Source organism: Pantoea sp. Z09 (assembly GCF_022394795.1).
Lineage (GTDB): Bacteria > Pseudomonadota > Gammaproteobacteria > Enterobacterales > Enterobacteriaceae > Pantoea > Pantoea latae.
On sequence record NZ_CP092373.1, the window covers coordinates 547176 to 561846 of the forward strand.

General features: G+C 59.5%; 19 protein-coding genes and 1 tRNA gene. 17 read left to right on the plus strand and 3 right to left on the minus strand.

All coding sequences use genetic code 11. The features are described 5' to 3' along the window. Positions 1-18: 18 nt before the first annotated feature. The 14 genes from MC269_RS02760 to MC269_RS02825 all read left to right on the plus strand — a co-directional run bounded on the left by MC269_RS02760 (position 19) and on the right by MC269_RS02825 (position 10975). Positions 19-597 carry a phage baseplate assembly protein V gene (locus tag MC269_RS02760; RefSeq protein WP_239953785.1) on the plus strand — a complete coding sequence of 193 codons (579 nt, stop codon included), beginning with the start codon at positions 19-21 and terminating at the stop codon, positions 595-597. Beyond that, entirely contained in the window at positions 594-950 is a 357-nt protein-coding gene (locus MC269_RS02765; protein ID WP_239953787.1) for a GPW/gp25 family protein, read from the plus strand. The genes MC269_RS02760 and MC269_RS02765 overlap by 4 nt, the downstream gene beginning before the upstream one ends. Continuing rightward, a complete protein-coding gene (locus MC269_RS02770) occupies positions 937-1851 on the plus strand; it encodes a baseplate J/gp47 family protein (RefSeq protein WP_239953789.1) in 915 nt (304 codons plus the stop codon). Before MC269_RS02765 ends, MC269_RS02770 begins: the two co-directional genes overlap by 14 nt. Continuing rightward, positions 1848-2459, plus strand: a complete 612-nt coding sequence (locus MC269_RS02775; RefSeq protein ID WP_239953791.1) for a phage tail protein I — start codon at positions 1848-1850, stop codon at positions 2457-2459. The genes MC269_RS02770 and MC269_RS02775 overlap by 4 nt, the downstream gene beginning before the upstream one ends. Further along, entirely contained in the window at positions 2456-3556 is a 1101-nt protein-coding gene (locus MC269_RS02780; RefSeq protein ID WP_239953793.1) for a phage tail protein, read from the plus strand. The genes MC269_RS02775 and MC269_RS02780 overlap by 4 nt, the downstream gene beginning before the upstream one ends. Then, entirely contained in the window at positions 3556-4146 is a 591-nt protein-coding gene (locus tag MC269_RS02785; RefSeq protein WP_239955054.1) for a tail fiber assembly protein, read from the plus strand. Before MC269_RS02780 ends, MC269_RS02785 begins: the two co-directional genes overlap by 1 nt. A gap of 118 nt (positions 4147-4264) precedes the next feature. Continuing rightward, a complete protein-coding gene (locus MC269_RS02790; RefSeq protein WP_239953795.1) occupies positions 4265-5434 on the plus strand; it encodes a phage tail sheath protein in 1170 nt (389 codons plus the stop codon). A 12-nt stretch (positions 5435-5446) separates the two neighbouring features. Next, positions 5447-5962, plus strand: coding sequence for a phage major tail tube protein (locus tag MC269_RS02795; RefSeq protein WP_239953796.1), 516 nt, complete (start codon positions 5447-5449; stop codon positions 5960-5962). A gap of 54 nt (positions 5963-6016) precedes the next feature. Further along, on the plus strand, positions 6017-6319 hold the full coding sequence (locus MC269_RS02800; RefSeq protein ID WP_239953797.1) for a phage tail assembly protein: 303 nt from the start codon (positions 6017-6019) through the stop codon (positions 6317-6319). Further along, positions 6316-6456, plus strand: a complete 141-nt coding sequence (locus MC269_RS18800; RefSeq protein WP_072010443.1) for a GpE family phage tail protein — start codon at positions 6316-6318, stop codon at positions 6454-6456. Before MC269_RS02800 ends, MC269_RS18800 begins: the two co-directional genes overlap by 4 nt. Then, positions 6449-9115 carry a phage tail tape measure protein gene (locus tag MC269_RS02810; protein WP_239955056.1) on the plus strand — a complete coding sequence of 889 codons (2667 nt, stop codon included), beginning with the start codon at positions 6449-6451 and terminating at the stop codon, positions 9113-9115. Before MC269_RS18800 ends, MC269_RS02810 begins: the two co-directional genes overlap by 8 nt. After that, the gene (locus MC269_RS02815) at positions 9115-9600 is read left to right on the plus strand and encodes a phage tail protein (RefSeq protein WP_033752523.1); all 486 of its coding nucleotides are present in this window, start codon (positions 9115-9117) and stop codon (positions 9598-9600) included. Before MC269_RS02810 ends, MC269_RS02815 begins: the two co-directional genes overlap by 1 nt. Continuing rightward, complete coding sequence (locus MC269_RS02820) at positions 9597-10694, plus strand: phage late control D family protein (protein ID WP_239953799.1); 1098 nt, start codon at positions 9597-9599, stop codon at positions 10692-10694. Before MC269_RS02815 ends, MC269_RS02820 begins: the two co-directional genes overlap by 4 nt. A gap of 62 nt (positions 10695-10756) precedes the next feature. Then, positions 10757-10975 (plus strand): ogr/Delta-like zinc finger family protein, encoded by a 219-nt coding sequence (locus MC269_RS02825; RefSeq protein WP_072010442.1) that lies wholly within the window; start codon positions 10757-10759, stop codon positions 10973-10975. A 21-nt stretch (positions 10976-10996) separates the two neighbouring features. On the opposite strand, the gene MC269_RS02830 is transcribed toward MC269_RS02825, so the two are convergent. The 3 genes from MC269_RS02830 to MC269_RS02840 all read right to left on the minus strand — a co-directional run bounded on the left by MC269_RS02830 (position 10997) and on the right by MC269_RS02840 (position 12543). Further along, positions 10997-11476: a hypothetical protein gene (locus tag MC269_RS02830; RefSeq protein WP_239953801.1), complete on the minus strand. Its 480-nt coding sequence runs from the start codon at positions 11474-11476 to the stop codon at positions 10997-10999. An 18-nt stretch (positions 11477-11494) separates the two neighbouring features. Next, positions 11495-11570, minus strand: a tRNA-Ile gene (locus MC269_RS02835). 172 nt (positions 11571-11742) lie between these two features. Continuing rightward, entirely contained in the window at positions 11743-12543 is an 801-nt protein-coding gene (locus tag MC269_RS02840) for an SDR family oxidoreductase (RefSeq protein WP_239953803.1), read from the minus strand. A 132-nt stretch (positions 12544-12675) separates the two neighbouring features. Here MC269_RS02840 and MC269_RS02845 point away from each other — a divergent pair, with 132 nt between their 5' ends. The 3 genes from MC269_RS02845 to MC269_RS02855 all read left to right on the plus strand — a co-directional run bounded on the left by MC269_RS02845 (position 12676) and on the right by MC269_RS02855 (position 14623). Continuing rightward, positions 12676-13266 (plus strand): TetR/AcrR family transcriptional regulator, encoded by a 591-nt coding sequence (locus MC269_RS02845; protein ID WP_239953805.1) that lies wholly within the window; start codon positions 12676-12678, stop codon positions 13264-13266. After that, positions 13263-13778, plus strand: a complete 516-nt coding sequence (gene mug / locus MC269_RS02850) for a G/U mismatch-specific DNA glycosylase (RefSeq protein ID WP_081141420.1) — start codon at positions 13263-13265, stop codon at positions 13776-13778. The genes MC269_RS02845 and mug overlap by 4 nt, the downstream gene beginning before the upstream one ends. Before the next feature lie 95 nt (positions 13779-13873). Further along, entirely contained in the window at positions 13874-14623 is a 750-nt protein-coding gene (locus MC269_RS02855) for a substrate-binding domain-containing protein (RefSeq protein WP_239953807.1), read from the plus strand. Positions 14624-14671 lie beyond the last annotated feature (48 nt).

The following is a 14671-nucleotide window of genomic DNA, read 5'->3' on the forward strand; positions in this document are numbered from 1 at the left end:
TAGTGACACTCTCAGCTCATGAACGAAAAACTGACCGAAATTATGCGCCTTATCACCAACCTGATCCGCACCGGCACCGTGTCCGAGATGGACCCGGTGAACTGGCTGTGCCGGGTGAAAACGGGCGACATCGAAACCAACTGGATTAACTGGCTCACCATGCGCGCCGGTAACACCCGCACATGGTGGAAACCGACCGTCGGCGAGCAGGTTGTGCTGCTGAGCCTGGGCGGCAACCTCGAAACCGCCTTTGCGCTGCCCGCCATCTATTCCGACGCCTTTCCACCGCCGGACTATTCAGAAAACGGAGCCACAACCGTGTTTCAGGACGGCGGCTGGTTTCAGTACGAGCCGGAAACCGGCCAGCTGCTGATAAAGAACATCAAAAGCGTGCGGATTGAGGCGGCCGACGGTATCCAGCTCGTCACTGAGCAGTTTGGCGTGGACGCTGACCAGACCCGGATTAACAGCGAAACCGTGATGAACGGCGCGGTGACGCAGGGCGGCGGCGGCATGAGTTCAAACGGCGTCGTGGTGGATACCCATCAGCACGGCGGCGTGAAGTCTGGTAGCGATATGTCAGGAGGTCCGCAATGATGTATCTCGGCATGAACCGCGACACCGGTGAGGCGCTCACCGACATCGATCACATCAGACAAAGTGTGCGTGACATTCTGATGACGCCGGAAGGCAGCCGCCTGCAGCGCCGGGAATACGGCTCGCTGCTGTCGGTGCTGATTGACCAGCCACAAAACGACGTGATCCGCCTGCAGGTGATGGCGGCGGTGTATACCGCGCTCAGCCGCTGGGAGCCGCGTATCAGGCTGAACACTGTCAACATTACCAGCGCCTTCGACGGCTCAATGGTGGTTGAACTGACCGGCCAGCGGGATGACGGCTCGCCGGTTGCCATGTCTGTTTCAACGGGGGTGAACAGTGGCAGTAATTGACCTTTCCCAGCTGCCCGCGCCTGAAGTGATTGAGGTGCCGGACTTTGAAACCCTGCTGGCCGAGCGCAAAGAGGCGCTGATCGCGCTCTACCCGACGGAGGAGCAGGCGGCGGTGCGCCGCGTGCTGGCGCTGGAGTCCGATCCGATGGTGAAGACGCTGCAGGAAAGCACCTACCGGGAAATCCTGCTGCGCCAGCGCATCAACGAGGCGGCGCAGGCGGTCATGGTGGCGTACGCGCTCGGCAGCGATCTGGACCAGCTGGCCGCAAACCATAATGTGCAGCGCCTGACCGTGACCCCGGCTGACCCTGACGCGGTGCCGCCGGTCGATGCCGTGATGGAAACCGACGATGCCCTGCGCGTGCGCGTGCCAGAGGCGTTTGAGGGGCTGAGCGTGGCCGGGCCGACGGCGGCCTATGAGTTTCACGCAAAGAGCGCGGACGGCCGCGTCCAGGACGTGTCGGCAACCAGCCCGTCACCGGCCAGCGTGCTGATCACCGTCCTGAGCCGTGAAGGCAACGGCGAAGCGGCGGCGGATTTGCTGGCTACAGTGAACACCGCGCTGAACGCCGAAAGCGTGCGGCCCGTAGCGGACCGCGTGACCGTGCAGGGAGCGGCCATTCATGACTACAGCGTGAAGGCAAAGCTGCACCTGTTTGATGGCGTGGCGGCCGGTCCCTGCCTTGAGGCGGCAAACGCGCAGCTGGCCGCTTACCTCACCGAGCAGAAAAAGCTGGGACGCAGCGTGCGCCGCGAGTCCTACGGGGCGGTGCTGCGCGTGCCCGGCGTGGACTGGGTGGAGATGATCGAACCGGCGGCGGACATCATCCTGGACCGCACGGCAGCGGGTAACTGCACCGGCACGGATATTTCGGTGGCGACTGACGAGGTGCTGACATGAGCAACAGCAGCCTGATGCCGTCCGGCTCGTCCGCGCTGGAGCGCCGCCTGGCGGAAGCCTGCAGCGGCATTACCGGACTGAACGTGCCGCTGCGCGACCTGTGGAACCCGGCAACCTGCCCGGTCAGCTTTCTGCCGTATCTCGCCTGGGCGTTTTCGGTGGACCGATGGGACGAAGACTGGGCGGAAAGCGTCAAGCGGCAGGTGGTGCTCGATGCGTTTTATATCCATCAGCACAAGGGAACCATCAGCGCTATCCGGCGCGTGGTGGAGCCGTTCGGGTTCCTGATCCGCGTTATTGAGTGGTGGAAAACCGGCGAAGCGCCCGGCACGTTTCGCCTGGACATCGGTGTGCAGGACCAGGGCATTACGGAAGAAACCTATCACGAGCTGGAGCGGCTCATCAGTGACGCCAAACCCTGCAGCCGTCACCTGCTGGGCATGTCCATCAACCTGCAGGTGAGCGGCGAAACGCGCATAGCCGCCGCGAGCTACGACGGGGACGATCTCTCGATTTACCCCTACACCCCGGAAATTCTGTCCGTCAGCGGCCCGACGTATGCGGGCGCGGCGGTTCACGTTATCGACCTGATGGAAGTGGGACAATGACTCAAAAATTCTATGCAATCGTGACCAACCTCGGCGCGGCTAAAATTGCCAACGCCGCCGCGCTCGGCACAAAGCTGAACATAACGCAGATGGCCGTAGGTGACGGCGGCGGCACGCTGCCCACACCGAACGCCAGCCAGACAAAGCTGGTAAACGAGGTGCGCCGCGCGGCCATCAACACGCTGAGCATCGATCCGGCCAACGCCAGCCAGGTGATAGCCGAGCAGGTGATCCCTGAAACGGAGGGCGGATTCTGGATCCGGGAAATGGGGCTGTTCGATGCGGACGGCACGCTGATAGCGGTCTGCAATACGCCGGAAACCTACAAGCCCGCCCTGCAGGAAGGCAGCGGGCGCACGCAGACCGTGCGCATGCTCATCATCGTAAACAGCACCGACGCCATCACCCTGAAGATTGATCCGTCCGTGGTGCTGGCTACCCGTAAATATGTCGATGACAACATTCTGACGGTCAGGCAATACGCGGACCAGCTACTGGCAGACCATGTAGCAGCTGCTAATCCGCATAACCAGTATCCGCTGATTAAGAACGCGCTGAAGGAAATGGCTGATGCCGGTTTGCTGCCGGACGTTCTCAAAAACCTCGGTTTAGGCGAAGGCTCGCCGGTCATAGGTTCGCCTTTCCCCTGGCCGCACGCGAAAATGCCTAATGAGCTGTTTCCATCAATGGCTGGCATGGTCTTTTTGAAAAGTAACGGTGCGACATTTAGCGGAACGCTGTATCCGAAGCTGGCGCAGGTATTTCCGGGGCTGGTACTAACAGATTTGAGAGGTGAATTTATTCGCGGCTGGGATGACGGGCGTGGAGCGGACAGCGGGCGGACTTTGCTGTCGGCACAGGGCGATGCAATGCGCAACCTTACAGGACAGGTTATTGGTTCAAACTATTACGCGTGGCGCGGCAGTTCGTCAGGTGTTTTTTATGATGCATCCCTGCCTGACTCAACGGTGCTGCAATCACAGACCGGTAGCCTGGCTGGCATGTCTTCGAAAATGGATGCATCGCGACAGGTTCCTACAGCAGCTGAAAACCGTCCGCGCAACATCGCCTTTAACTACATTGTGAGGGCCGCATGATGGCTAAGGCAACACTCGATAAAAACGGTCAGGCAAAATCGGCCGGCACTTTGACGATTTATAATTTTGACGCATCAACCGGCGAGTTTACCGGATCCAGCGATGAGTATCTGGCGCAGGGTGTTGGCCTGCCTGCTAACGCCTGTATCACCGCGCCGCCCAGCATTGAGGCCGGGCAGGCAGCTGTTTATCGTGATGGCAACTGGCAGGTTGTTGCCGACCATCGTGGCGAAACGGTCTACTCCGTTGCTGACGGCTCAGCAATAGAATTAGCAGAGTTAGGCGATTATCCGGCGGGCACAACACCGCTTGAGCCCGCAACCGCATGGGATAAGTGGGAAGGGGAAAAGTGGGTGACGGACAATGATGCACAACGTTCTGCCGCCGTTAGCCAGGCAACAACAGAGAAATCGGCGCGCATCAGCGAGGCAAGCGGCGTTACTCAGGCATGGCAGACACAGCTGCTGCTTGGCATCATTACGGACGAAGACAAAGTTACGCTGACCGAATGGATGAAATATATTCAGGCGGTGCAGAAAACAGACCTGACAAACGCGCCAGACATCAGCTGGCCGGTAAAGCCAGAGTAAATTGCAGGCCCGTTTCGGGCCTGTTTGCTTTGTGCCATTCGCCGCACAATGCCCGCAGGGTGCGCCCGCGCCCGTCACCTTTCACCATAGCGGAACCCCTTTACAGGAGAACCGCCACATGGCTCAGGATTATCACCACGGCGTGCGCGTTGAGGAAATCAACGAGGGCACCCGAACTATCACCACCGTCAGCACGGCAATCGTCGGCCTGGTCTGCACCGGCGACGACGCCGACGCGGCAACCTTTCCGCTCAACCGCCCGGTGCTGCTGACCGACGTGCTCACCGCCAGCGGCAAGGCTGGCGAGTCCGGCACGCTGGCCCGCTCGCTGGACGCCATCGCCGACCAGGCAAAACCCGTCACCGTCGTTGTGCGCGTGCCGCAGGGCGAAACCGAGGCGGAAACCACCGCTAACATCATCGGCGGCGTGACCGACGGCCAGCGCACCGGCATGAAAGCGCTGCTGGCCGCGCAGGCCGTCTGTGGCGTCAAGCCGCGCATTCTCGGCGTGCCGGGACATGACACGCAGGCAGTTTCCACCGAGCTGCTGACCGTGGCGCAGAGCCTGCGCGGCTTTGCCTACCTGTCGGCCTACGGCTGCAAAAGCGTAGAGGAGGCCATCGCCTACCGCGCCAACTTCAGCCAGCGCGAAGGGATGCTTATCTGGCCTGACTTCATCAGCTTTGACACCGTGCTGAAAGCGGACGCGACGGCCTACGCCACCGCCCGCGCGCTCGGCCTGCGCGCCAAAATCGACGAGCAGACCGGCTGGCACAAGTCCCTGTCAAACGTCGGGGTGAACGGCGTCACCGGCATTTCCAGAGACGTTTTTTGGGACCTGCAGGATCCGGCGACGGACGCGGGCATGCTGAACCAGAACGACGTCACCACGCTGATCCGCAAAGACGGCTTCCGCTTCTGGGGTTCCCGCTGCCTGAGCGACGACGCGCTGTTTGCCTTCGAGTGCTACACCCGCACCGCGCAGGTGCTGATGGACACCATGGCCGAGGCGCAGATGTGGGCCGTTGACGGTCCGCTGAACCCGTCGCTGGCCCGCGACATCATCGAGAGCATCCGCGCGAAGCTGCGCAGCCTGGTGAATCAGGGCTACCTCATCGGGGCGGACTGCTGGCTGGATGAAAGCGTGAACGACAAGGACACGCTGAAGGCGGGCAAACTGACCATCGACTACGACTACACGCCGGTGCCACCGCTGGAAAACCTGCTGCTGCGCCAGCGCATCACCGACCAGTACCTGGTCGATTTCAGCAGCCGCGTCAGCGCATAAGGAGACTGAAACATGGCATTACCCCGCAAGCTCAAGCACCTGAACGTGTTTAACGCAGGCAACAACTGGCAGGGGCTGGTTGAGTCCATCACCCTGCCAAAGCTTACCCGCAAGTTTGAGAAGTACCGAGGTGGCGGCATGGCCGGAGGCGTGGACATCGACATGGGCCTGGACGACGGCGCGCTGGATACGGAGTTCACTGTAGGCGGCACCGAGGCGCTGCTGTTCAAGCAGCTGGGCACCGCCACCGTGGACGGCGTGCAGCTGCGCTTTACCGGCTCTATCCAGCGCGACGACACCGGCGAAGTGCAGGCGGTCGAACTGGTCACGCGCGGCCGCTACAAAGAGCTGGATTCCGGCGAGTGGAAGGAAGGCGAGTCCAGCACCACCAAGGTGTCCGCAACCAACAGCTACGCCAAGCTGACCATTAACGGCGAAGTGCTCTACGAAGTGGATCTGGTGAATATGATCCACATCGCGGGCGGCACCGACCTGATGGAAGCGCACCGTAACGCGCTCGGCCTCTGATAAACCCGGCAGGGGCAGCCCTGCCGCTCTGAAACGTATAAACGGAAAATAACCATGACCGACAAAATTACCGAAAAAGCTGTAGAGCTGGACACCCCCATTCTGCGCGGCAAAACCGAAGTTACCAGCGTGACCGTGCGCAAGCCGCAGGCCGGGGCGCTACGCGGCATCCGCCTGCAGGCGCTGATGGATATGGACGTGAACGCGATGATGGCCGTGCTGCCGCGCGTCACGAGCCCGGCGCTGACCGTGCAGGAAATTAACGAAATGGACCCCGCCGATCTGCTGTCCCTGTCGGTCGAGGTGATCACTTTTTTGTTGCCGAAGTCGGCGCTGTCAGCTTTCCCGACAGCCTGACGGTAGAAGATCTGGTAGCGGACATCGCTACCGTTTTTCACTGGCCGCCGCCGGTGATGTACGCGGAGTCTCTGACGGACGTGCTTGAGTGGCGGCATAAAGCGATGCAGCGTAGCGGAGCCGGTGACGATGAGTGACACAAACCTGCGGCTGCAGGTGGTATTAAGCGCGGTGGATAAAATCACGCGCCCCTTTCGCAGCGCGCGCGACGGCTCTAAGGAGCTGTCGGCTGCGCTGAAGGCCAGCAAAGACGGCCTGAAATCCCTTAACGAGCAGGCGGGCCGCATTGACGGATTCCGCAAAACCCGCTCACAGCTTGCCGTTACCGCCAACAACCTGAAGGCCGCCCGCGAGGAAGCGGCGCGCCTTGCCGTGCAGTTTACCGAAACGAACAGGCCCACGGCACAGCAGGCCAGGCTGCTTGAGCAGGCAAAGAACCGCGCCAGCCAGCTGCAGCAGACCTATAACGGCCTGCGCCTGTCGGTGCAGCGCCAGCGTGAGGCGCTGAATGCGGCGGGCATCGACACGAAGCAGCTGAGCGAGGCGCAGCGCCGGCTAAAAACGGACGCGCAGGCGGCAACCGGGGCCATCGAGCGCCAGCAGGCAGAGCTGCGCAAGCTCGGCGAGCGCCAGCAGAAGATTCACGACATCCAGGCGCGGCATGAAAAGCTGACCGAGACGCGCAATAAGCTGGCCGGTAACGGCGCGGGCATGGTGGCAACCGGCGTTGCTACCGGCGCGACCCTGATGGCCCCTGTGCGCGCCTATGCGGATTCGGAGAACGCCGCGACGCAGCTGGCCGCCTCCATGATGGGACCGGGCGCTAAGGTGCTGCCGGAGTATGAAAAAATCAACAGGCTGGCGGTGAGCCTGGGCGACAAGCTGCCCGGCACCACGGCGGACTTTCAGAACATGATGACCATGCTTCGCCGCCAGGGCATGAGCGCGCAGGCGATCCTGGGCGGGCTGGGTGAGGCGACGGCCTATCTCGGCGTACAGCTGCAGATGGCCCCGACCGATGCGGCGGAGTTTGCGGCGAAGCTGCAGGACGCCACGCAGACCAGCGAAAAGGACATGATGGCGCTCACCGACATCATTCAGAAGGGATTTTATGCGGGCGTGGATTCGGGAAACATGCTGCAGGGATTCTCCAAAATCGGCAGCGCCATGGACATCATTCACCAGAAAGGGCTCACTGCGGCGAAAACCTTTGCGCCACTGCTGGTTATGGCCGATCAGGCCAGTATGCCCGGCGAGTCGGCGGGCAACGCCTACCGCAAGATTTTTCAGGCAACGCTCAATAATAAAAAAATTGGTGACGCGAATGATGTATTGGCTGGTACAGGGATAAAGCTGAATTTCCAGAACAAAAAGGGGCAGTTTGCCGGGCTGGAAAATTTGTATGCGCAGCTGGCGAAGCTGAAAAAAATCACCAGCGACAGCAAGCGCCAGTCCGTTTTAAATACGCTGTTTGGTGATGACGCTGAAACCCTGCAGGCGCTGAACATCATGATCAGCAAGGGGATCGAGGGTTATCGGGAAACTGCTGCGAAGCTCGACAATCAGGCGACCCTGCGCGAGCGTGTTGACGCCTCGTTAAAGACGCTGTCAAACCGCTGGGATGCGGCGAGCGGCTCGTTTACTAATGCAATGGCTGCAATTGGTGAGACGGTCGCGCCAGTGCTTAAACAGCTGGCCGACTGGCTGGGCAATCTTGCCAGCGCGCTCGGCAGCTTTGTGAAACAGCACCCACAACTGACGGCGGCCTTGTTCAAGATGGCGGCAGGTTTTGCGATAGCGACAGTAGCTATAGGGAGCATATTGCTTGCGCTGGCGGCCATCTTAGGACCAATGCTGGTAATGCGTATGGTTATGAACAAGACGGGCCTTCAGGCATTTACCTCGTTTGGCCTCATGCGTAAGGCAATTGGCGTAGTCGGTAACAGCGTGCTGTGGCTGGGGCGGCTGATGATGTCAAACTGGATTCTGGCCGTGATCGGACTGATTGCCATGGGGGCAATTTATATCTGGCAGAACTGGGACACGCTGGGGCCAAAATTTGCCGCGCTGTGGGATGGCATCAGCACCAAGGTCAGTAATGTATGGACGGCCATCCGCACCTACATCAGCACAAAATGGGATGAGATTGTGGCCGACGTGAAGGCGCTGCCCGCGCGCTTTCAGGAAGCTGGCTCGCAGATGATTGACGGCCTGCTGGCAGGCATCAGCCAGAAATGGGATGCGCTCAAAAGCAAGCTGTCCTCGCTGACTGATTACCTGCCGGACTTTCTAAAGCCCGGCAACGACAAGCCAGGCGCACCGGCGCAGGCAGCACGACCACGCCCGCCGCAGGTCACGGCAGACGGGAAAGTGGCGCTGCCGCCGGGCGGCTTCCCGGCTTTTCCGAGAATGTACGACACCGGCGGGCATATTCCGTCCGGGCAGTTCGGCATCGTCGGGGAAAACGGGCCGGAAATTGTGAACGGCCCGGCCAACATAACCAGCCGCCGCCGCACTGCCGCGCTGGCGATGGGCATGGCCGCAACGCCAGCCGCTGCGCGTCCGCTGCATCCGATGAGCCAGCCCGCACAGGCATACCGGCAGGAAGCGGCACGACCGCAACCGGCGGCCAGTATGTCGCCCGTGACCGTTAATGCCTCTATCACCATCATGCAACAGCCAGGGCAGAGCGCGCAGGACGTGGCGGACGAGGTTATGCGCAGGCTTGAGGCAAAAGAGCGACAGGCGAAGGCCCGCGCCCGCAGCAGCTACCACGACAGAGAAGGATTTGAATAATGATGATGACGCTGGGGATGTTCGTTTTCATGCTGCAGACAGTCCCTTATCAGGAGCTGCAGATCCAGCGCAGCTGGCGGTTTCCGTCAAACAGCCGCGTCGGCGTGCGCTCGTCCCTGCAGTTTCTGGGGCCGGATAATGAAACGCTGACGCTTTCGGGCGTTCTGCTGCCGGAGATTACCGGCGGCAGGCTGTCACTGCTGGCGCTGGAGCAGATAGCAGAGCTGGGGCGCGCATGGCCGCTGATAGAGGGAAGCGGCACCATTTACGGCATGTTTGTGATCGAGAGCCTGAGCCAGACCAAAGCGGAGTTTTTCAGCAGTGGCGTCTGCCGGCGCATTGAGTTCACGCTCACCCTGAAGCGCACCGACGAAACGCTGGGCGAAATGTTCGGCAGCCTGAGCGATCAGCTCTCAGCCATGAAGGGCGCGGCGACGGACGCCGCGGGTAAAGTTACCAGCATGATGGGAGGGCTGCTTTCATGAACGCCACGCAATGGATAAACGGGCAGGCAAATTCCCCTTCTTTCAGGCTGACGCTTGAGGGCGCGGACATCACGCAGAAGATTGAAAAGCGGCTTATGAGCCTGACGCTCACGGATAACCGGGGGTTTGAGGCTGACCAGCTGGACATCGAGCTGGACGATGCAGACTGCCAGCTGCTGCTGCCTCGCCGGGGCGTTTCTCTGTCGCTCGCGCTCGGCTGGCAGGGTGAGGCGCTTTTTCCGAAAGGCACCTTTATCGTGGATGAGATTGAGCACTCCGGCACGCCTGACCGGCTGACCCTGCGCGCCCGCAGCGCCGACTTCAGGCAGACGCTCAATACTAAGCGTGAAAAATCATGGCACCAGACAACCGTGGGCGACATCGTGAAAGACATTGCAGGCCGCCACAAGCTGAAGATCGCCCTGGGTGATGATGTGGCGAAGATGGCCGTAGATCACCTTGACCAGACCAACGAGTCAGACGCCAGCTTTCTGATGCGCCTGGCGAAACAGTCAGGCGCGATAGCCTCAATCAAAAACGGCAATCTGCTGTTCATACGTCAGGGGCAGGGAAAAACGGCCAGCGGTAAGGCGCTGCCGGTGATCACCATTCAACGCAAGGACGGCGACAGCCACCGCTTTACCATGGCTGACCGCGACGCCTACACCGGCGTGATTGCCAGCTGGCTGCATACCCGCGAACCGACAAAAAAACCGGTGGCGAAAGTAAAGCGCAGGCGGAAAAAGACGACAAAGAAAAAAGAGCCAGAAGCCAAACAGGGCGATTACCTGATCGGAACGGATGAAAACGTCCTGGTGCTGAGTCGTACCTATGCAAACCGGGCCAATGCAGAGCGTGCGGCCAAAATGCGTTGGGAGCGGCTGCAGCACGGGGTTGCGTCATTTTCTATACAGCTGGCTCGCGGCCGGGCAGATCTCTACACCGAAATGCCGGTAAAGGTGAGCGGCTTCAAACAGCAGATAGATGCGGGAGAATGGATTGTAACGACGCTTACGCACAGCCTCAGCGCGGACAGTGGCTTTACAACAAGCATTGATCTTGAGGTAAAAATAGACTCATTGGAAATGGAATAAGAAGTATCCCAATTGGGTTTTTTTGTGTACCATCCACCCAAAACGAGATGCGAGGTTTAGTTATGATGAATTGTCCATTGTGTGGGAACGCGTCCCATACGCGCAGTAGTTTTCAAGTTTCTAAAACGACTAAAGAGCGCTACAACCAATGCCAAAACCTTAACTGCGGCTGTACCTTCAAATCTCACGAGACAGTCGCAGACATTATAATGAACCCTGGAAAAGTCAAACCTGTAACGCCACATCCGGACAGGAATTTACAGGGTGGACTCTGGCTATAAGGGTAGCCCGCGATAGCGGGCTTATAATTCTGAAGTGCGCGATTCAATGAATTTTTTACTTTCGTCAAAGCCTAAAGCCCCTGCCTGCTTACACTCTTTCCCCCCGCCGCTAAATTCGAACCCCTGATCTTGTGTTGAATTCAGGATGCGCATTGATGTAATCAGTTTTTCATCCCAAGGATGAACAAAAATCGTGTTGCAGATTCCTGAAAAGAAGAAATAGGCAGAGTCTTTATTAACCGTGGATTTTCGAAGAGTTAGGGATAAAACTCCATTTCTCAAAACATAATTATCATATTGGTACGTTTTAAGCGTTTTTTCGACCTGCTCAGGTATCGGCGCAGCTACTGCGGTTAGGGCAGGAAGCATAGATAGCGCCAGAAGAAATTTTTTCATGTGTGAGTTGCCAGATTGATGTGAGGAAAAAATCTGCTGCCATTTTGCTGCCAATGGCAACACCGCCAACAAAAAAGCCACCAAGAAAAGGTGGCTTAAATACATGATTTTAATGCTAAAATTTGGTGGCCCCTGCTGGGTTTGAACCAGCGACCAAGCGATTATGAGTCGCCTGCTCTAACCACTGAGCTAAGGGGCCAGCGGAGCGGGGATTATAATGTATCTGTTTAGAGCGATCCAGCACTCATCCGCCGGATGCTGAAAAATTCTCCAGCGCATGAGTGCTTGATTAAACTACACATTTCCAGAACATACGGCCCTGTTTTACCCATCTTCTTTAAACAAAGCAGGCAAACCAGCCCATAACCACGTCAACCTCCATCGCGATAGCGCGACGCTGGCTGGCTCAGCGACAAGAAGGGCAGCATCGCGCCGCGCGCCCGATCGTAATCCTGCCACAGCGCCAGATCCTCCAGCGCCGGAATGGTCACCGCTTCGCCCGCCTCCAGACCCGCTAGCGCGGCATCCACCATATCTTCCACTTCCATAATCATATTCGCCGGCAGCTCATCGATGGATTTGCCGGAGCGGTCGAAAATCTCGGTGCGCGTGGCGCCAGGCAAAACCGCCTGCACCTGCACGCCGCTGTTCTCCAGCTCACGCTGCATAGAACGGGTCAGCGTCAGCACAAAAGATTTGCTGCCGTTATAGGCGCCGTTAAACATCTCATGCATCAGCGACAGCACCGAGGCGACATTGATAATGACGCCGCGTCCGCGCGCGCGAAACGCATTGGCTGCGGCATGCGCCAGGCGGGTCGGGGCGATAATGTTCAACGCCAGCATGGTCTGAATGCGGTCGATATCGGCATCGATAAACTCGCCGTCTACGCTCATGCCGGCGTTGTTCGCCAGCAGCGTAATCGCGGCGTTGTTTCGCAGCTCCTGCTCCACGCGGAGCAGATCCTCAGCGTCGGTCAGATCGGCGCGCAGCACGCGCACCTCAATCTGATGCTGCTGTCGCAGCGTTTGCGCCAGCGATTCGAGCCTCGTCTGGTCGCGCGCCACCAGGATTAAATCGTAGCCGCGCGCCGCCAGCCGTTGTGCATAGGTCGCGCCGATACCGCTTGAAGCGCCAGTGATTAAAGCCGAGCCTGATGTTGATGCTGACATGGTGAACCCCTTGCGTATGATGGTTGTCATATTTGTAGTTAATATGACGATCGTAATATTTTCCGTCAAGGTAGAATATGATGGTCGTAATAATTACTATGAACGGCAGAACATATCAGCGGGAAAAGAGCGATGGATAAACAGAGCCCTAAAGCGCGCACGCGGCAGCGCATTCTGGAAGAGGCGGCGCGGGTAATGCGCGAAAGCGGCACGGAAAGCATCGGCGTGGCGGCGCTAATGAAGCGCGTCGGGCTGACGCACGGCGGCTTCTACGCCCACTTCGACTCGCGCGAGGCGCTGGTAGAGGCGGTGATCGCCGAGATGTTTACAGACTCTACGCAGCGGATGAAATCGCTGTGGCAGCAGCCCGATCCGGCTGAGCGGCTGAGCGCGCTTATCGATTACTACCTGTCCGAAACGCATCGCGATTGCCGTGCCGAAGGCTGCCCGGTGCCCGCGCTGGTCAGCGAAGTCGGCCATCTGCCGGACGAGGCGAAAGCCATTTTTACCCAGGGCGTGTCGTCGATGTTGAAACGGCTGAGCGAGCTGCTCACCGAGCTGGGACACCACGACGCCGAGACGCTCGCCAGCAGCCTGCTGGCGGAAATGGTCGGTGCGCTGGCGCTGGCGCGCGCCTGTCCCGATAAGACGCTCTCCGCGGCGATGCTGGCGCGCAGCCGTCAGGCAATTATGCAGCGCACCGGACGGGAGCAGGCGGCATGAGTGAGCACAACATTACCGACATCATTGCCTCCGGTCTCGACGTGCTGTTCTGCGGCATCAATCCCGGCCACTCGACGGCGCACACCGGCTATCACTTCGCGCATCCCGGCAACCGCTTCTGGAAGGTGCTCTATCTGGCTGGCTTTACTCACCAGCAGCTGAAACCCGAAGAGGAGCAGCGGCTGCTGGAAACCGGCTGCGGCATTACCATGCTGGTGGAGCGTCCCACCGTGCAGGCGAACCAGCTGGCGGCGGAAGAGCTGCGCGACGGTGGCGCGCGCCTCACCGATAAGGTGCTGAACTATCAGCCGCGCGTGCTGGCGATCCTCGGCAAAGACGCCTTTAAGCGTGCCTTTAATCAGCGCAAGGTGGAGTGGGGCTTACAGGGGATCTTTATGGGCAAAACCCAGGTCTGGGTGCTGCCCAATCCCAGCGGACTTAACCGCGCCTCGCTGGAGGAGATCGTCGAGTCCTATCGGCAACTTCATGATGCGTTACATAAAAACGGCTAATAAAACGTGAGCAGGCTCGGCTTACTGCTGGCTGGTCATTGTTCCCCGTCGGGTTCCTGGCTACACCAGGTGCTGGACAATAAAAGGGGAGTGGCATGAAAAAGTACCTGATTATCGTAGCGGCGCTGCTGTTTGCCGCGCCGGGATGGAGCGAAACGCTGCGCGTATTCTGTTCCGGCGGGATGTATCCCGTGGTGGAAAGCCTGAAGGCCGATTATGAAAAGCGCAGCGGCAATCAGCTGACGCTGGAGGCGGCGCCATCGATGGGCGATACGCCGCAGGCGATCCCGAACCGCCTGAAACGGCACGACGACGCCGACGTGCTGGTGATGGTTGACTACGCTATCGCGCCGCTGGGGCAGCAGGTGAAGGCGGACACCCATCAGGTGCTGGCGCACTCTTATATCGCGATGGCGGTCAGGCAGGGCAGGCCGATGCCCGATATCAGCAGCGTCGCGAAGTTTAAACAGGTTCTGACGGAAGCCTCGACCATCGCCGTTTCCGACAGCGCCAGCGGACGCTACATCCGCAGCGAAATGCTGAAGAAGCTCAATCTGGGCGATCAGACCGCGAAAAAGGTGGTGGTCGTTCCTGCCACGCCGGTTGGCGAAGCGGTCGCGCAGGGCAAGGCGCCGATTGGTTTTCAGCAGAACAGCGAGCTAAAGGCGGTGAAGGGGATCACTATCGTCGGCCTGATCCCGCCGGCGGTGCAGCAGGATACGCTGTATGGCGCGGTGGTGACTGCCTCCAGCAAGCAGCCGCAGGCGGCGGAAGCGTTTGTCCGCTATCTGCAAAGCGATCAGGCGAAAACCATGATGCGTGACAAAGGGCTGACGCCGTTATAACGGCAATAAAAAACCCCGGCAGGCCGGGGTTTTTTTACGTGGAGCGGA